The organism is Amycolatopsis sp. NPDC004625 (genome assembly GCF_040609695.1).
In the GTDB taxonomy this organism is placed as follows: Bacteria; Actinomycetota; Actinomycetes; order Mycobacteriales; family Pseudonocardiaceae; genus Amycolatopsis.
The window spans coordinates 42542-59679 of sequence record NZ_JBEXKX010000042.1; the positions used below are offsets into that span (position 1 = coordinate 42542).

A 17138-nucleotide genomic window follows, 5' to 3' on the forward strand; every position below is an offset into this window, starting at 1 on the left:
GCGGTCCGTTACGTCTGGCAGGTATGCGTTCAACAAAACTGCTGGGCACGGGCCTGCTGCTGCTCACGGTGACGGCCTGCGCGGCGAACTCCGGTGCCGGCGCCCCGGCGGCGAGCGGCCCCGGCTCGGACTCGGCCACGTCGTCGGCGAGCGCGCCCGCACCCGGGTCCGTGACCCCGACCCCCGTCTCGCCGTCGTCGCCGACGGCCGGGCGCCCGACCCAGGGCATCGCGCCCGGTGACGACGTCGTCGCCGAGACGCAGGTCGACGCCCGTCAGCTGCCCGAGGGCTACCCGCGCAGCCTCACCCGCAGCCTCGACGGCAGGACGCTGGTCCTGCAGGCCGAGGAGGGCGGCTGCCGCCGCATCTCGGCCCGCGTCGGCGACCAGACGGCCCAGCAGGTGGTCGTGCTGGTCGCCGTGCTGTCGGCGCCGAAGGGGCAGCTGTGCCCGGACTACATCCGGGAGATCAAGCTGCCCCTGGTGCTCGCCGCGCCGCTCGGCTCGCGCACGGTCGTCCTCCGCCAGGGCTGACCCCCTCCGACGCTGGGAGGGCGGCCCCCGGGATGCCCGCGGGCGCCCTCCCAGACCACGTCCGGTGCAACCCCGCGCCGCCCCCGTTCCGTCTTCGGGGCATGAGGTACTTAGCGAAGGTGGTCGGGACAGGCGCGTTCCTGCTGATGGCTACGGCCTGTGCCGGCCAGGACATGCCCACCAGCCAGCCCGCGGGCGGTGTTTCCACGGCACCCACCGGCAGCGTGTCGACATCGCCGTCGGCCTCGCCGTCGCCGGGCGACCCGGTGGTGCCGCAGCCGACGCCCAACCCGCCGGGCAAGCCCCGGCTGACCGTGCCCGAGGGCAGCACCCCGGTGCCGCCGGCCAAGATCGACGCGTCCGCGCTGCCCGCCGGCTTCCCGCGCGAGGTGTGGACGTCCAACGGCGGCACGATCCTCGACATCCGCGCCCAGGAAGGCGGCTGCGGCCACGCCCTCGGCGAGGCGGCCGAGCAGGCCGGCGACCACGTCGTCGTCAACCTGAGCGAGACGAAGGCGCAGACCGGGCAGATGTGCACCATGGACATCCGCTACCCGGTGATCTCGGTCGCCCTGGCCGCGCCGCTGGACCAGCGCACGGTGGTGCTGAAGACCACGCCGCCGAAGTGAGCCGGTGGTCGTGACCCCGGATCCGCCGGGGTCACGACCGGTCCGGAGTGGACATTCGTCGGCCAGTGGTCCGGACCACGACGGCGCCGCCGTCGAAGTTGTCGAAAATTGTCAGGGCTCCCCTTGAACCGCCGCCGTGACCGGGCCGTGTCCCGGAGTGAGGTGGCGATCAGAGAGGAGGGGCCCATGCCCCGGTTGAGCAGTGGCCGGCACCGCAAGCAGGCGACCGTCGGATTGGCCGCGCTGCTGGGCGTCGCCGGCGTCACCGCGACCGCCATCGCGCTGAGCAGTCCCGCGGGCAACGCGGCCGAAGCGCCCAAGGAGAACTGCGGTGGACTCGACACCGCGCTGCAGAACAACCTGAACTTCATCGCGGGCCAGCAGGCGAACCCGGACGCGCAATCGGCCGCCCGGATCGCCAACCGGCAGGCGGTGGTCGACCTGATCCAGCAGCGGCGGCAGGTCGCGGGGTGCACGGCGAACGTCGCGGCGAACAACGGCCAGGCCGCCGCCGCGCCCGGCAACTCCGGCAACGCCCCGGGCAAGGCGCAGGCCCCCGGCCAGCAGAAGAAGCAGGACCAGGCCGCCGCCGGTGGCGCGGTGGGCCAGGTCGTCTGCCCGGGATCGACGGTGACGCTCTCGGGCGAGGGCGGCGCGCCGGCCGCGTCGAGCAACCAGTTCCCGGCCGGGACCAAGCTGAAGGTGACCAATCTGGACAACTCGAAGTCCACGACGGTCGAGGTGACGTCGGTGTCGGGCAGCTGCACGCTGCTCAACAACGCGGCCTTCGAACAGGTCCGGGAACCCGGCAAGTTCCTCATCCGGCGCGCGCGGATCGAGCGCGTCGGCTGAGGGTGCGGAAAAGGGGGACACCGGCGGCGGGCCGGTGTCCCCCTTTCCCTTGTCCGCTAACGGAAGCTGATCTGCAGCACCGGATCCCCGGTGCTGGCGAAGAAGTCGTTGCCCTTGTCGTCGATGACCACGAACGCCGGGAAGTCCTCGACCTCGATCTTCCAGACGGCTTCCATGCCGAGTTCGGCGTACTCGAGGACGTCGACCTGCTTGATGCAGTCCTGCGCGAGCCGCGCGGCCGGGCCGCCGATCGAGCCGAGGTAGAACCCGCCGTGCGCCCGGCACGCGTCGGTCACCTGCTTCGAGCGGTTCCCCTTGGCCAGCATGACGAGTGAGCCGCCGGCGGCCTGGAACTGCTCGACGTAGGAGTCCATCCGCCCGGCCGTGGTCGGCCCGAACGAGCCGGACACGTAGCCCTCGGGCGTCTTCGCCGGGCCGGCGTAGTAGACCGGGTGGTTCTTGAGGTACTCCGGCATTTCCTCGCCGGCGTCGAGCCGCTCGGCGATCTTCGCGTGCGCGATGTCCCGGGCGACGACCAGCGGCCCGGTGAGCGAAAGCCGCGTCTTGACCGGCAGCTGCGACAGCTGCGCCCGGATCTCGGCCATCGGCCGGTTGAGGTCGACGGCGACGACGTCGTCGGAGAGGTCCTCCTCGGTGACGTCGGGCAGGAAGCGGGCGGGATCGCGCTCGAGCTGCTCGATGAAGACGCCGTCGGCGGTGATCTTGGCCTTCGCCTGCCGGTCGGCCGAGCAGGAGACGGCGATGCCGACCGGGCAGCTGGCGCCGTGCCGCGGCAACCGGATGACGCGCACGTCGTGGCAGAAGTACTTCCCGCCGAACTGGGCACCGATCCCGAACTGCCGGGTCATCTCCAGCACCTGCTGCTCGAGGTCGGTGTCGCGGAAGGCGTGCCCGAGTTCGGAACCCTCCTGCGGCAGGTTGTCGAGGTAGCGCGCGGAGGCGAGCTTGGCGACCTTGAGGTTGAACTCGGCCGACATCCCGCCGACGACGATCGCGAGGTGGTACGGCGGGCAGGCGGCGGTGCCGAGGCTGCGCAGCTTCTCGTCGAGGAAGCGCGCGAGCCGCTTCGGGTTCAGGACGGCCTTGGTCTCCTGGTAGAGGAAGGTCTTGTTGGCGCTGCCGCCGCCCTTGGCCATGAAGAGGAACTCGTAGGTCGGGTCCCCGTCCTTGTGGTAGAGCTCGATCTGCGCGGGCAGGTTTGTCCCGGTGTTGCGCTCGTCCCAGAAGTTCACCGGAGCCATCTGCGAGTACCGCAGGTTCAGCTGCTGGTAGGCGTCGAAGATGCCCTGGGAGAGGGCCCGCTCGTCGTCGCCGCCGGTGAGGACGCCTTCGCCCCGCTTGCCGATGACGATGGCGGTCCCGGTGTCCTGGCACATCGGGAGCACCCCACCGGCCGAGATGGCGGCGTTGCGCAGCAGGTCCATGGCGACGAACCGGTCGTTCCCGCTGGCTTCGGGATCGTCGACGATGGCCTTGAGCTGCTGCAGGTGTGATGTGCGCAACAGGTGCTGGATGTCGGTGATGGCGGTGCGCGCGAGGGTGGTGAGCGCTTCGGGGGTGATCTTCAGGAAGGTCCGCCCGGCGGCTTCGACGGTCTCGACGCCCTGGTCGGTGACCAGCCGGTATTCCGTGGTGGTGTCCTTGCCCAGCGGGAGGACTTCGGTGTGCTGAAACGTGGTGGACGGCACTGCCAGGCTCCTTTGCCAGCTCCGGGATCGGTCCACCCTACGGCTGCTGTCCTCGCACCCGACAGAAGCACCCGGTCACTGTGGGCCACCCCACGTGGCTTCCGTGGACCCACCACGTTGGGCCCCACCACCCCGAAGCTCGATTGTGACTACGGACGGCGGTACCGCGTCAAGGCGGGAAAGATGCCTTGACCCGGCACCGCCGTCCGTGTTCTGGCTTCGGATCGGGGTGGCGGGGGAGGGCTGGGTGGTGTGCCGGTTTTGCCCGGCCGCTCCGCTTCTGCGCCAGGAACGCGCGCCCCGGGTCGCGAGCCGACCTTCCAGGTACGCGTGCCGACCGTCTGAGTGCGTGAGCCGACCTTCCGGGTACGCGAGCCGACCGTCTGAGTACGTGAGTTGGCTGGCCGGGTGCGCTGCTGCGGAAACTGGTCGGGAGGCCGGGTCCACCCCGACGGACCCGACCTCCCGGGGGAAGCGCCCGGATGCGTGCACATCCGGTTGCGAGGCCTGCGCCGGCACTTCGAGGCTGTCGTGACGCAGGTCATAAGTCAACGCCGCCGAACGGGTGCTGGCGGAGGGTTGCTACCCACCTTCGTGAACGGCGAAACCCGGTTTCGTGAAAAAATCTCCAGTACGCAGAGAAAAGGGGCGGGTGCCCGAGGACACCCGCCCCTTGACGTACTGCTCAGCTGGCGTAGGCCCGCAGCCGGTCCGCGCGCTCGCCCTGGCGCAGCTTCGACATGACCTCGCGCTCGATCTGGCGGACGCGCTCGCGGGACAGCCCGAAGTGCTTGCCGATCTGGTCGAGCGTGCGCGGCTGGCCGTCGTCGAGGCCGTAGCGCAGGCGGATCACGTGCTGCTCGCGGTCGTCCAGGGTGGCCAGGACGCGGCGCAGGTCGTCCTGCAGGAGGCCCGAGATCACGGCGCTCTCCGCGTCGGTCGCCTCGGAGTCCTCGATGAAGTCGCCCAGCGGGGCGTCCTCCTCCGTGCCGACCGGCATGTCCAGGCTTACCGGGTCACGCGAGTGGTCGAGCAGGTCCGAGATCTTGTGCGCCGGGATGCCGGACTCGGCCGACAGCTCCTCGTGCGTCGCGTCGCGGCCGAGCTGCTGGTGCAGGTCGCGCTTGATGCGGGCCAGCTTGTTCACCTGTTCCACCAGGTGGACCGGGAGCCGGATGGTGCGGCCCTGGTCGGCCATCCCCCGGGTGATGGCCTGGCGGATCCACCACGTGGCGTACGTCGAGAACTTGAACCCCTTGGAGTAGTCGAACTTCTCCACCGCGCGGATCAGACCCAGGTTCCCCTCCTGGATCAGGTCGAGCAGCGGCATCCCCCGGCCGGTGTAGCGCTTGGCGAGCGAGACCACCAGGCGGAGGTTGGCCTCCAGCAGGTGGTTCTTCGCCACGTGGCCGTCCCGGACCAGGGCGGCCAGCTCGGTGCGCCGCTTCGCCGTGAGGTCCTCGGCCGTGTCCAGCATGTGCTGGGCGAACACCCCGGCTTCGATGCGCTTGGCCAGCTCGACCTCGTCGGCCGCGCTGAGCAGGGCCGTCTTGCCGATGCCGTTGAGGTAGACGCGGACGAGGTCGGCGGCGGGGCTCTGGGCGTCGAGGTCGGCGTCGGTGAGCGCCCCCACGCCCAGCGTCGTCGGCTCCTCGGACGTCTGAGCCGGGATGCGCTCGCGAATCCCGCGCGACTCGCGTTCGAGAGTCTGGACTGACATTCTGCCTCCCCGGTCACGGGCTGAACGTGCTGCTGCGGTCGTCCACCGGGTGCGTACCCGCGGACCGGGGCCTGTGGAACCCGGTACGCCGGTCCGGCCGGCTTGGCTGGACATCTGGCACAACGCTCCGGGTTCCCAAAACGTTCCCGGCTCGTCATAGAACAAGACGGCTGCCGGAGCGATCCGGTTGCTCAATCAAGGCTGAGCTTTTCCTGAGAACGTTCCGTGCCGGGGAAACCTGAGAATTCCATATGAATCCGGCCGGAATCGAACCGGCGGGCAGTGGTCTAGACCTCTACCAAAACCGTGAACGGACCGTCGTTCACGCTCGACACCGCCATCATCGCCCCGAACCGCCCGGTCGCCACCGTCGCGCCGCGGCCGCGCAGCTCGGCCACCACGGCGTCCACCAACGGCTCGGCGACCTCCGGCCGGGCCGCCTGCGTCCACGACGGCCGCCGCCCTTTCTTCGTGTCGCCGTAGAGCGTGAACTGGCTCACCACGAGCAGGGGTGCATTCGCCGTCGCGCATGATTCCTCGTCGCGCAGCACTCGCAGTTCGTGCAGTTTGCGCGCCATCGTCGCGGCCTTCGCCGGATCGTCGTCGACGTGGATTCCCAGCAGTACGAGCAAACCCGGCTCGTCGATCGCGCCGGCGACTTCGCCGTCGACCGTCACGTCCGCCCGCGTGACGCGGGCCGCGACCGCCCTCACCGGTCCGCCGGGACGAGCATCCCGTGCCGGACGAGCTCCCGGACGACCGGCAGCGCGGCGTCCGCCAGTTCCTCCGAGGACAGGCCCTGCGCGGCCGCCAGCAGCTCGATCAGGTCCTCCAGGGGCAGCGCCCCGCGGCAGCCCGCGAGCAGCCGCGTCGCCAGTTCGTCGACCTCGTGCTGCCAGCCCGGCCCGTCGGTGCGGTGCAGCCGCCGGATGGTCGTCGCCCAGCCTTCGTCGCCGGGTTCTTCGACGCTTTCGAGCAATACCGTGTCCGGCACCACAAAACGGACATCGAGTAATGAATCACCCGATTCGCGCAGCCATTCCACCCGGTCCAGCCAGCCCGCCGCTTCCGGGCCCAGCGGGTCGTCGTAGGCCTGCCGCAGGTCCTCGCACACGACCGCCGGCGTCCGCCCGGCCGCCCGGCGCAGCGTGACGAACCCGAAGCCGATGCCCCGGACGTCGTTCGCGGCGAACCAGTCCAGCCACGCCGCCGCCTTCGCCCGGCCCTCGGGCGAGCGCGGGTCCAGGCCCGCGTCCCGCAGCCAGGTGCCGACGTAGAGCGCCGGATCGGCGACGTCGCGCTGCACGAACCAGGCGTCGGTCTCGGCGGGCAGCCAGCGGCTCACCCGGTCGGCCCAGTCTTCGCGGCCGGTGTGCAGCCAGGACGCGAGCAGGTGGCCGGTGCCGCCGTCGGTGAGGAAGCCCGGCAGCTGCCGCACGACCAGCGCGCTCGCGTCGTCGCCGGCCAGCCCGGAGTCGCGGTAGGTGTAGTCGACCCGTGCCGGGCCGACCACGAACGGGGGATTGCAGACGATCTGGTCGAACTTCCGCCGCGCGACCGGCGCGAACCACTCGCCGCGGACCAGTTCGACGTCCAGCTCGTTCAGCCGGAAGGTCGCCGCGGCCAGGGCGAGGGCCCGCGAGGAGACGTCGGTCGCGGTGACGCGCCGGGCGTGCCGGGTCGCGTGCAGCGCCTGGACGCCGTTGCCGGTGCCCAGGTCGAGCAGGGTGCCGACCGGACGCCGGCTGGTCGCCCGGATCAGCGACAGCGACGCGTGCCCGACCCCGAGCACGTGGTCCTCGGGCACGGTGTGGCCCAGCAGGTCGGCGTCGAGGTCGGACACGACCCACCACGAGCCTTCCTCGTCGCCGTGCGGCCGGATGTCCAGCGCGGCCCGGTAACCGTCGGCGACGGCCGCCAGCACGCCGGCGGCGACGGCGTCCTCGACCGCGAGCGGCGCGAGGGCCGCCTTGACCGCGGTCCCGGACTCGGTGCCGCCCAGCAGGAACAGCCGGATCAGCGTGCCGAGGTCGCCCGCGTCGCGGCTCGCGCGCTCGGCGGGCACCGGCTCGCCGCGGCCCAGCGCCGCGTGTGCCGCCCCGCCGAGGGCGTCGACCACGCCGTCGGCGTCGTAGGCGGTGCGCCGGAAGGCCTCGCGCAGCCGCGCGCAGACGTCGTCGGACAGGTCGGGCAGTGCCGTTCGCGTGCTCACGGTGGGTAATGCTGCCACGATGGCCCCCGTGACCCTTGAACGCGTCCTCGCCCCGCTCGACGCGGCGCTGCCCGAACTCGAAGCGCTGTACATCGACTTCCACCGGCACCCGGAGCTGTCCTTCGCCGAGACCCGGACGGCGGCCGAGCTGGCCCGGCGGCTGGAGGACGACGGTTACGAGGTGCACACCGGCATCGCCGGCACCGGCGTCCTGGGCGTGCTGCGCAACGGCGAGGGGCCCACGGTGATGCTGCGCGCCGACATCGACGCGCTGCCGGTCGAGGAGAAGACCGGGCTGTCCTACGCCAGCACCGCCCGCGGTACCGACGAACACGGCAACGACGTCCCGGTCATGCACGCCTGCGGCCACGACATGCACGCCACCTGGCTCTCCGGCGCCGCCGCGCTGCTCGCGAAGGGCCGCGAAACCTGGTCCGGCACGCTGCTGGTCGTGTTCCAGCCGGGGGAGGAGAGCGCGGGCGGCGCCTCGGCGATGGTCCGCGACGGCCTGTTCGAGATCGCCGGGAAGCCCGACGTCGTGTTCGGCCAGCACCTGGTGCCCGGCCCGGCCGGCTGGGTGCTCACCCGGCCGGGGGTGATCATGGCCGCCACCGACACGCTGCGCGTCACCCTGCACGGCCGCGGCGGGCACGGCTCACGCCCGGAGACCACCGTCGACCCGGCCGTGCTGGCCGCGTCCGTGGTGCTCAAGCTGCAGACGATCGTGTCGCGGGAGATCGCCGCCACCGACTCGGCCGTCGTCACCGTCGGTTCGCTGCACGTGGGCACCGCGGCCAACGTGATCGCCGACGACGCCGTGCTCGAGGTCAACGTCCGGTCCTTCGACCAGGCGGTGCGCGAGCGGGTGCTGGCCGCGGTCGAGCGGATCGTCAACGGCGAGGCGGCCACGGCCGGTGCGCCGAAGCCGCCGGACATCGAGCGGTCCGGCGCGTACCCGATCACCGAGAACGACGAAGCCGCCAACGACGCCCTCACCGAGGTCTTCCGGGCCCGCTTCGGCGCCGACGTCGTCCTGCCCGCCCCGCTGGTCACCGGCAGCGAGGACTTCAGCGAGTTCGGCCGCGCGGCCGGCGTGCCTTCGGTGTTCTGGCTGGTCGGCGGCTACGACCCGCAGACGGTGATCACGGCGATGACCGAAGGCCGGTTCGAGCGCGACATCCCGTCCAACCACTCGCCGCGGTTCGCCCCGGTGCTGCACCCGACCCTGCGCACGGGCATCGAAACCCTGGTCGCCGCCGCGGTGAGCCGGATGCGTCACCCCGGTGTCGGATGAACCCCGCAAGTGGGACGATGGAGGCGGAGGTGGTGCAGTGACCACGCCCGCCAAGGACTCGGACCCGGTGCTGATCACCGGGGCGGCCCCGTCGTACGAAGAGCAGTTCGCCGCGCGCAAGCGCAAGTACGTGATCATGATGGCCTGCCGGATCCCGTGCCTGATCCTCGCCGGCCTGACCTACCACACCTGGTGGCTCGCGCTGGGGTTCCTGGCGATCTCGGTACCGCTGCCGTGGGTGGCGGTGCTGATCGCCAACGACCGCCCGCCCCGCAAGTCCGAGAACGTCTCGACGTACGTGCACGAGGCGAAGGCGATCGAAGGCACCACCCACCGCGTGATCGACGGCTGAGCCCCACCCACCACGGCTCGTGAGTGGTAAGGCGGGTTAGAACCCGCCTTAACACTCACGAGGGCTGGGGGCCCACCTTGCCGACGGCCAGCGCCCCCAGCCGCGTCCCGTGGCGCAGAACGTCCACAGTGGACTCCCCGGCCAGCCAGCCGGTGAGCACGCCCGCGTCGAAGGCGTCGCCCGCGCCGGTCGAGTCGAGGCACTCCGCCGCCACCGCGGGCACGCTGGTGACGCCGTCCGCGTCCACCCAGCTAGCGCCGTCGAGCCCGGCGGTGACGACCACCGCGCCGACCGTGCCGAGCAGCTCCTTCGCCGACGCCGGGTCCGCCGAACCGGTCAGCGCGACCAGTTCCTCGGTGTTCGGCATCAGCAGGTCCACGCCCCGGACGTCGGCCAGGAAGGCGGCCGGGTCGGTGATGTGCGCGGCGGCCTGCGGGTCGACCGACGTCGTCAGGCCCGCTTCGCGAGCCGCGGCCAGCGCGGCGAGCCCGGCCGCGCGCGACGGCGGGTCGAGCAGCACGTAACCGGACAGGTGCAGGTGGCTCGCCCCTTCGAGCGCTTCGGGCGTGACGTCTTCGGGCGCGAACCGCTGGTTCGCTCCGCGGTCGGCCAGCATGCTGCGCTGCCCGGAGCCGTCGACCATCACGACGACGCAGCAGGTCGGCGCCTCGGCGTCGACGGCGAACGCGCACCGCACGCCCGCGGCCTCCAGCTCGGCGCGGATGAGCCGGCCGCCCGGGTCGTCGCCGATCCGCGCGACCAGCGTCGTCTCCGCGCCGAGGTGCCGCAGCCACAGCGCCGTGTTGGCGCCCGAGCCGCCGCCGGTGAACCGGATCTTCGCGCGCGCGTCGCCGCCGTGCGGCAGCGGCTTGTCGTGCCGGGCGATCACGTCCAGGGCCGCGTCGCCGACCACCACGATCCTGTTCATGCCAGTGCCACCGCGACCTCGGTGGCCAGCTTGGCGTTGTTCAGCACCAGCGCTTCGTTCGCGTCGATGCTCACGCCGCCGCTCGCGGTGTGGAAGTGCTCCAGCAGGACCGGCGTGACGTCGGCGCCGTGCACACCCTGCTCCGCGACGAGCGCGAGACCCTCGGCGAGCAGCCGGTCGTGCAGGTCCTTGTCCATTTCGGACGCTTCGGGGATCGGGTTCGCCAGCAGGACGCCCGAACCCGCGTACGCGCGGTGCGCGTCGATGACGGCGGCGGCCTGCTTCGGGTCGTCGACCCGCCAGCCGACCTGGTGGCCCGACGAGCGCAGGTAGAACGCCGGGAAGTCGCTCGTGCGGTAGCCCAGCACGGGCACCGAGTTCGTCTCCAGCACTTCGAGGGTGGCCGGGATGTCGAGCACCGACTTCACGCCGGAGCAGACGACCACGGTCGGCACCTTCGCCAGCACGCCGAGGTCGGCCGAGACGTCCCACGACTGCGCGGCGCCGACGTGCACGCCGCCGAGGCCGCCGGTGGCGAACATCCCGATCCCGGCCGCGGCGGCCAGCGCCGACGTGCTCGCCACGGTGGTCGCGCCCGAGCGGCCGAGGCCGACGGCCGGGCCGAGGTCGCGCAGCGACAGCTTGTCCAGGCCGGCGTCCGGCGCGCAGACCCGCTCGAGCTCGGCGGGGGAGAGGCCGACGACGACCCGTCCGTCGAGCACCGCGATCGTGGCCGGCACGGCCCCGCCGTCGCGGACCACGCCTTCGAGGCGGCGGGCGACGTCGAGGTTGCGGCCCGGCGGCAGGCCGTGGGACAGGATGGTGCTCTCCAGCGCGACGACGGGGTGCCCGTCACGCAGCGCCGAGGCGACCTCTTCGTGCAGCGAGAGTGCGGTAGTCACGAGGGACCATCATCGGTGATCGGTCCGCCCGCCGCGCCAGTGGGTCAGCTCGGTGGTGAGGTTCCGCTCGGCGGCGCTCGCCCAGCGTGTCCGCGCGGGTTCGCTGCGGTAGAGCTCGCGCGCGAGCATGCGTTCCAGGACCGCGATGCGCCCTTCGCGCCAGACGTCGTCGGGGTACTTCGCGTACTCCTCGCGCACTCCGCGGGCGTAGTCGGCGTACTGCGCTTCGGGTGCGCCGAGGACGGCGAGGTCGGCGTCGAGGAGGGCGGTGGCCAGGAGGTCGCCCGGCGGCGCGTCGTGCCCGATCGTGGCGAGGATCAGCCCTTCGACGCGCTCGACGTGCGCTTCGGCGACTCCTGCCAAGGCTGCGCGGGCCCAGGCGGCGCTGGCTCGCTCGTCTTCGCCGGGCTTCGCGTCGTACACGACGTCGTGCGTCCAGGCCGCGACGGCGACGATCGCGCGTTCGGCGTCGCCGAGGTCTTCGGCCAGCCAGGCGGAGTCGCGCGCGACGGCGGCCGCGTGCGCGAGCGTGTGGTAGCGGCGATGGGGCTCGGCGTAGCGGGCTTCGAGCCGCGGCCAGGCCCCGGGCTCGCCGCCCAGCTCGGTGATCGCTTCGGACCACTCCATGGCTAGTCGAAGATCCCGCGCGGCCGGGCGACCTGGTCGAGCCAGTCCTCGAGCTGCTTCTCCCAGTTGACGTCCGGCTTCATGGTGAACATCCCGAGGAAGTCCTGGCCGCGGCCGCCGAACCCGCCGGTCTTGCTCACCCGGACCCGTTTGGTGACCTCCAGCACGACGTCGGTGCGTTCGGCCGAAGCCAGGAAGGTGACCGCGACCTGGGAGAAGACGCTCGCGAAGCGCGGCGAAGGCGTGAAGCGGATCTCCTGGAAGAACGGCAGCTGCTGGGCGGCGCCGTCGACCCGGCCCGGCTCGAGGACCGCCTCGCGGAAGGTGAAGCCGAGCCGGCTCAGCGCGTCGAGGATCCGCTTCTGCGCCGGCAGCGGCTCGACCGCGACGGCGTCGGCGTCGAACGGGTCGCTCACCGCGGCGGCCAGGTCGAGCTCGGCACGGACGCCGACTGCCATGCCGGCCAGCGGCTTGGCGTAGACGCTGGTCACCGGCGTCTCCCAGGGCAGCGGCACCTCGAACGGCACCCTGATCTGCTGCCCCGCCCGGATGACCTCGCTGCCGACCAGGTGCCGCGTGCCGAACGGGAGGTCTTCGGTCTTCTCGCCGCCGGGCACCTGCACGCGCGCCAGCAGCGTCACCGAGAGCCCGTTGATCTCCTGGTCGACCTCGCCGCCGAGCAGCAGCACCTCACCGTGGAGCGGGCGGCCGGGGGCGGCGGTGCGGTCGAGCAGGCGGGCGTCGATCCGCGCCCCGCCCGAGCCGAACGTCGCGAGCACCTTCTGGAACATGCCGGGGATCCTGCCAGGCCGAGGGCCGATCGCGGGAGGTCCGGCGGGACTCGGGCACAATGGTCGGGTGAGCACCGAGACGCTGACGAAGCCGGAAACCACGCCCGAGGGCACGGACACCACCGACGACGACTCGCCGAAGATGTTCCACTACGTGAAGAAGAACAAGATCGCCGAGAGCGCGGTCATGGGCACTCACGTGGTGGCGCTGTGCGGCGAGGTCTTCCCGGTGACGAAGTCGCCGAAGCCCGGGTCGCCGGTCTGCCCGGCCTGCAAGGAGATCTACGACAGTCTCCGCCCCGGTAAGTGAGCCGGGCCTGAACCCCCGGCGGGGCACCCCCCGCCGGGGCTTTCTGCTGTCCGGAACGGGACAAGTCGCCGAACAAACGTGAAAAACCTTCATTCGGCGGGTGTGCCGGGTGGGGCGGTCCTGGTAAATCCAGCGGGCCAGGTTCCCCCCACCCACCGGAGTCGCACATGCGCAGAACCGGGATCGTGCTCACCCTCGTCGCCCTGCTCGCCGTGGTCTCGCCCGCGCTGGCCCAGGCCGTCACCGGCTGGACGGAGGTCGGCTCCGACAACGCCCGGGCCCTCGACGAGAGCCAGGGCCTCGCGACCATCGTCCGCCCGTCGGGCACGACGATCCGCTACACCGGGATCGGCACGATCCCGGCCGACCTGAACGCGCAGGGCTGGAACCACGTCGGCGACCCGGGCTCGGCCCAGGGCTGGTACGTCGAGCCCTACCAGCGTGACGACCGCGGCGCGAAGCTGTTCCGCGTCCAGGCCCCGGACGGCTCGTGGGCGAACTACAAGCACAACCTCGAGTCGTGGGAGGCGAACAACAACTCCTTCGCCGCGGTGTCGCCGGACGCGCACTGGCTGGTGGCGGGGGAGTGGGGCACCATGGACCGGCTCCTGGTGCACCCGATGCCCGGCGTGGTGGCCACGAACCCGGCGCAGAACCTGCCGCTGGCCGGCGCGATCCGCCTGGACCACGCGGTCCGCGACGTCCAGGGCTGCGACTTCCAGACGGCGACCCGCCTCCTCTGCGCGTCCGACGACCCGGACGGCAGCCTCTTCGGCACCACGAAACCGCTCCTCCAGGTCGACCTGGCCGCGGTGCTGAACGGCTCGGACGTCACCGCCCACGTCACGTCCCTGGGCCAGCTCCCGCTCCGCAGCGGCTGCTCGGGCTCGTTCGAGGTCGAAGGCATCGACTTCGACGAGCGCGACAACACCCTCCGCGTGGTGGTCATGGCCCCGAGCATCTGCATCCTCTGGGACAGCAGGACCTACCGCTTCCGCCAGTAACGGGCTTCACCCGTGTCTGGCGGGGCATCACCCGTGATCAGAGGGGCATCACGCGTGATGGGCGGGGCATCACTCCGATGCCCGTCCGATCACGCGAGCTGCCTCCTCGATCACGGGTGATGCCCCTCGGGTCACGCGAGTTCCGGGTTCAGGGACTCCGATTCGGGGGCCTGGGCCGGGGTTCGGCGGGCGTCGCGGCGGGCGCGCCGGCGTTCCTTGCGGGTCTCGACCATCGTGTAGAGGGTCGGGACCAGGACCAGGGTCAGCAACGTGGAGCTGACCAGGCCGCCGATCACCACGATCGCCAGGGGCTGGCCGATGAACCCGCCCTGGCCGGTGATGCCCAGGGCCATCGGGACCAGCGCGAAGATCGTCGCCGCCGCGGTCATCAGGATCGGCCGCAGCCGGCGGCGTCCGCCTTCGGTGACCGCGTCGGCGACGCTCATCCCCTCGGCGCGGTACTGGTTGATCAGGTCGATCAGCACGATCGCGTTGGTCACGACGATGCCGACCAGCATCAGCATCCCGATCAGCGACGGCAGGCCGAGCGCGGTGCCGGTGGCCAGCAGCAGCCCGATCGCGCCGGTCGCCGCGAACGGGATCGACACGAGCAGGATCAGCGGCTGGATCAGGCTCCGGAACGTCGCCACCATGATCAGGAACACGATCGCGATGGCCGCCAGCAGCGCCAGGAACAGGTTCGAGAACGCCTCCTGCTGGTCCTGGCTCACGCCGCCGAGCGAGTACGCCGCCCCTCCGGTGAACGTCAGACCGTCCAGTTTGGACTTGATGTCCGCGGTGGTCTTCGTGAGGTCGTTGCCGGTGTTCTTCGCGGTCACCGTGGTGCTCAGGTCGCCGCCGGTGCGGTGCACCGACGCCGGCCCGTCCACAGTGGACACCTTTGCCACCTCGTCGAGCCGGACGACACCGCCCGGGCCCGGGATCGGCAACCCGCGAACCTGCTCCACTGTGGCCGGCGCGGTGCCGGCACGCAGGACGATGTCCGTGCGCTGCCCGTCGACCGGCAGCTGCGTCACCGTGCGCCCGGCGATCGCCTGGTTGGCGATCTGCCCGATGGTGCTCGCCGACAGCCCGCGCGCGGCGGCCGCGGCGTCGTCCACCTCGACCTGCACCCGCGGCGAGCCGACGCTCAGGTCGCTCGACACCTCGGTCAGCCCGGACACCCCGCGCAGCGCCTGCGCCACCTGGTCGGACGCCGGCTTCAGCGCCGCCTCCGACGGCGCGGTCACCGTCACCGAGACCTGGTCGGAGTTGAACCCGGACGCGTCCGCGCCGATCTTGACCTCGCCCAGTTCGGGCCGTGACGTCAGCTTCGACCGCAGCCGGTCCGACAGCGCGTCGAGGTCGGTGTCCTTGGCGACGGTGACGGAGATGCTCGTGTTGGTCCCGCCGCCGAAGCCGAACGCCCCGCCGCCGCCGATGCTGACCTGGTAGGTCTGCACCGCGGGCTCGGCGGAGAGGGCCTGCTCGACGGCCGTGGCTGCCTTCTCCTTCGCCTCGACGCTGGTGCCGGCGGGCAGCTTCTGCGTCATGTTCAGCGTGGTGCCGCCGGACTGGTCGAGGAAGTTCGTGTTCAGCCGTGTCGCGAGTCCCACAGTGCCGGCGAAGATCAGCAGGGCCAGCAGCACGACGGTCAGCCGCCGCCGGGTCGCGAACCGGATCACCGGCAGGTAGGCCCGCTGCAGGAGGCTGCGGCGCTCCTTCTCGACGGCCGCTTCGCGCGCCCGCTCGGCCTCGACCGGGTCCGCCGGGACCTCCGGCCGCTTCAGGAACCAGTACGCCAGCACGGGAACCACGGTCAGCGAGACGAGCAGCGACGCCAGCAGCGCCACCGTCACCGTGATCGCGAAGGGCGAGAACAGCTCGCCGACGAACCCGCCGACGAACGCGATCGGCAGGAACACCGCAACCGTCGTCAGCGTGGACGAAGTGACCGCGCCGGCCACCTCGCGGACGCCGTCGAGCACCGCGCGGTCCTTCTCCTCCCCGTACGCGAGATGGCGTTTGATGTTCTCCAGCACGACGATCGAGTCGTCGACCACCCGGCCGATCGCGATGGTCAGCGCGCCGAGGGTGAGCAGGTTGAGCGACAGGTCGCCGGTCCACAGCGCCAGCAGCGCGACCACCACCGACAGCGGGATCGACACCGCGGTCACCAGCGTCGAGCGCACCGACAGCAGGAACAGCAGGATGACGACGACGGCGAACGCCAGGCCCAGCAGGCCTTCGGTGGTCAGGCCGCTGATCGCGTCCTTCACCGGGGTGCCCTGGTCGAACACGACGCTCATCTCGGCGCCGGTCTTCTTCGCCAGGTCCGGCAGCTTGTCGCGGACCGCCTGCGAGATCGCGACGGCGTTCCCGTTGTCCACCATGGTGACCGAGAGCCCGAGGCTGGGCTTGCCGTTGGTGCGCGTGATCGACGTCGGCGGCGCGAACCCGGTCTGGACGTCGGCGACGTCACCCAGCTTCACCGGGCCGCGCGCCGGAGCGCCCGCCCGCGCGGCGGGTGTCAGGTAGAGGTTGCGCAGCGTGTCCACAGTGGTCTGTCCGCCGCCGACCTGCACCGACAGCGTCTTGCCGTTTTCGGTCAGCGACCCGGCCGGCACCGCGGCGCCCGCGGTCTGCAGCGTGGTCGCGATCGACGCCGGGTCGACCCCGGCCGCCGCGAGCTTCGCGTAGTCGAGCGTGATGGTGACCCGCGGCTGCTGCACGCCGGTGACGGTGACCGTGCGGACGCCGTCGATCTTCCGCAGCTCCGGCGCGACCTGGTCGGTCAGCGCGGGCGCGAGCGCCTGCGGGTCCCCGGTGGTGCCCGCGGCGACCAGCACCACCGGCAGGTCGTCGGTGCTGCCGGCGGACACGGCGGGCTCGGTGTTCTGCGGCAGCCGCGGGCGGACCTGGTTGACCACCTGCTGGATCTGCGAGACGGCGGCGTCGATGTCCGTGCCGAACGCGAACTGCGCGACGACCCGCGAGACGCCGTCCGACGACGTCGACGTGATCTGCTCGAGGCCCTTCAGGCCCTGGAGCCCGCCTTCGAGCGGTTCGGAGACCTGCCGGTCGACCGCGTCCGGCGAGGCGCCCGGGTACGCGGTGACGATCTGCGCCTGCGGGAACTGCAGGGACGGGAAGAGCTGCTGCTTGAGCTGCGGCAGCGCGAAGGCACCGAAGCCGACGACGACCAGCGCGAGCAGGCCGATCAGGCTCCGGTTGCGCAGGCTCAGTCTGGCCAGCACGGACATGGCGTGAAAACC

16 protein-coding genes are annotated in these 17138 nt (G+C 71.8%); 7 read left to right on the top strand and 9 right to left on the bottom strand.

Annotated elements, in window-relative coordinates; all coding sequences use genetic code 11:
- The first annotated feature begins 23 nt into the window (after window positions 1-23).
- The 3 genes from ABZW17_RS35585 to ABZW17_RS35595 all read left to right on the top strand — a co-directional run bounded on the left by ABZW17_RS35585 (window position 24) and on the right by ABZW17_RS35595 (window position 2014).
- Window positions 24-533, top strand: coding sequence for a hypothetical protein (locus ABZW17_RS35585; protein ID WP_354823915.1), 510 nt, complete (start codon window positions 24-26; stop codon window positions 531-533).
- Between the two features lie 119 nt (window positions 534-652).
- Window positions 653-1162: a hypothetical protein gene (locus ABZW17_RS35590; protein ID WP_354823971.1), complete on the top strand. Its 510-nt coding sequence runs from the start codon at window positions 653-655 to the stop codon at window positions 1160-1162.
- A gap of 186 nt (window positions 1163-1348) precedes the next feature.
- Window positions 1349-2014 (top strand): hypothetical protein, encoded by a 666-nt coding sequence (locus tag ABZW17_RS35595; RefSeq protein WP_354823917.1) that lies wholly within the window; start codon window positions 1349-1351, stop codon window positions 2012-2014.
- Between the two features lie 56 nt (window positions 2015-2070).
- On the opposite strand, the gene ABZW17_RS35600 is transcribed toward ABZW17_RS35595, so the two are convergent.
- The 4 genes from ABZW17_RS35600 to ABZW17_RS35615 all read right to left on the bottom strand — a co-directional run bounded on the left by ABZW17_RS35600 (window position 2071) and on the right by ABZW17_RS35615 (window position 7655).
- Window positions 2071-3723: a fumarate hydratase gene (locus ABZW17_RS35600; RefSeq protein ID WP_354823919.1), complete on the bottom strand. Its 1653-nt coding sequence runs from the start codon at window positions 3721-3723 to the stop codon at window positions 2071-2073.
- Window positions 3724-4408: 685 nt separating this feature from the next.
- Window positions 4409-5443: a sigma-70 family RNA polymerase sigma factor gene (locus ABZW17_RS35605; protein WP_354823921.1), complete on the bottom strand. Its 1035-nt coding sequence runs from the start codon at window positions 5441-5443 to the stop codon at window positions 4409-4411.
- A gap of 287 nt (window positions 5444-5730) precedes the next feature.
- On the bottom strand, window positions 5731-6156 hold the full coding sequence (gene dtd, locus ABZW17_RS35610; protein ID WP_354823923.1) for a D-aminoacyl-tRNA deacylase: 426 nt from the start codon (window positions 6154-6156) through the stop codon (window positions 5731-5733).
- Entirely contained in the window at window positions 6153-7655 is a 1503-nt protein-coding gene (locus ABZW17_RS35615; RefSeq protein ID WP_354823925.1) for a methyltransferase, read from the bottom strand. Before ABZW17_RS35615 ends, dtd begins: the two co-directional genes overlap by 4 nt.
- Before the next feature lie 28 nt (window positions 7656-7683).
- Here ABZW17_RS35615 and ABZW17_RS35620 point away from each other — a divergent pair, with 28 nt between their 5' ends.
- Together ABZW17_RS35620 and ABZW17_RS35625 are read left to right on the top strand one after the other, a co-directional pair.
- On the top strand, window positions 7684-8949 hold the full coding sequence (locus ABZW17_RS35620; RefSeq protein ID WP_354823927.1) for an amidohydrolase: 1266 nt from the start codon (window positions 7684-7686) through the stop codon (window positions 8947-8949).
- 37 nt (window positions 8950-8986) lie between these two features.
- Window positions 8987-9301 carry a DUF3099 domain-containing protein gene (locus ABZW17_RS35625; RefSeq protein ID WP_354823929.1) on the top strand — a complete coding sequence of 105 codons (315 nt, stop codon included), beginning with the start codon at window positions 8987-8989 and terminating at the stop codon, window positions 9299-9301.
- Window positions 9302-9356: 55 nt separating this feature from the next.
- Here ABZW17_RS35625 and ABZW17_RS35630 read toward each other — a convergent pair whose 3' ends face one another.
- Genes ABZW17_RS35630 through ABZW17_RS35645 form a run of 4 tightly spaced genes read right to left on the bottom strand, consistent with a single transcriptional unit; the run spans window position 9357 to window position 12549 of the window.
- A complete protein-coding gene (locus ABZW17_RS35630) occupies window positions 9357-10229 on the bottom strand; it encodes a carbohydrate kinase family protein (protein ID WP_354823931.1) in 873 nt (290 codons plus the stop codon).
- Window positions 10226-11131: a pseudouridine-5'-phosphate glycosidase gene (locus ABZW17_RS35635; RefSeq protein WP_354823933.1), complete on the bottom strand. Its 906-nt coding sequence runs from the start codon at window positions 11129-11131 to the stop codon at window positions 10226-10228. Before ABZW17_RS35635 ends, ABZW17_RS35630 begins: the two co-directional genes overlap by 4 nt.
- 9 nt (window positions 11132-11140) lie before the next feature.
- Complete coding sequence (locus tag ABZW17_RS35640) at window positions 11141-11758, bottom strand: hypothetical protein (RefSeq protein WP_354823935.1); 618 nt, start codon at window positions 11756-11758, stop codon at window positions 11141-11143.
- Between the two features lie 2 nt (window positions 11759-11760).
- On the bottom strand, window positions 11761-12549 hold the full coding sequence (locus tag ABZW17_RS35645) for a sporulation protein (protein WP_354823937.1): 789 nt from the start codon (window positions 12547-12549) through the stop codon (window positions 11761-11763).
- A 67-nt stretch (window positions 12550-12616) separates the two neighbouring features.
- Here ABZW17_RS35645 and ABZW17_RS35650 point away from each other — a divergent pair, with 67 nt between their 5' ends.
- Together ABZW17_RS35650 and ABZW17_RS35655 are read left to right on the top strand one after the other, a co-directional pair.
- Window positions 12617-12859: a DUF3039 domain-containing protein gene (locus ABZW17_RS35650; RefSeq protein WP_004561020.1), complete on the top strand. Its 243-nt coding sequence runs from the start codon at window positions 12617-12619 to the stop codon at window positions 12857-12859.
- Between the two features lie 167 nt (window positions 12860-13026).
- Window positions 13027-13863, top strand: a complete 837-nt coding sequence (locus ABZW17_RS35655; protein ID WP_354823939.1) for a hypothetical protein — start codon at window positions 13027-13029, stop codon at window positions 13861-13863.
- Between the two features lie 131 nt (window positions 13864-13994).
- On the opposite strand, the gene ABZW17_RS35660 is transcribed toward ABZW17_RS35655, so the two are convergent.
- Window positions 13995-17126, bottom strand: a complete 3132-nt coding sequence (locus tag ABZW17_RS35660) for an efflux RND transporter permease subunit (protein ID WP_354823941.1) — start codon at window positions 17124-17126, stop codon at window positions 13995-13997.
- Between the last annotated feature and the right edge of the window lie 12 nt (window positions 17127-17138).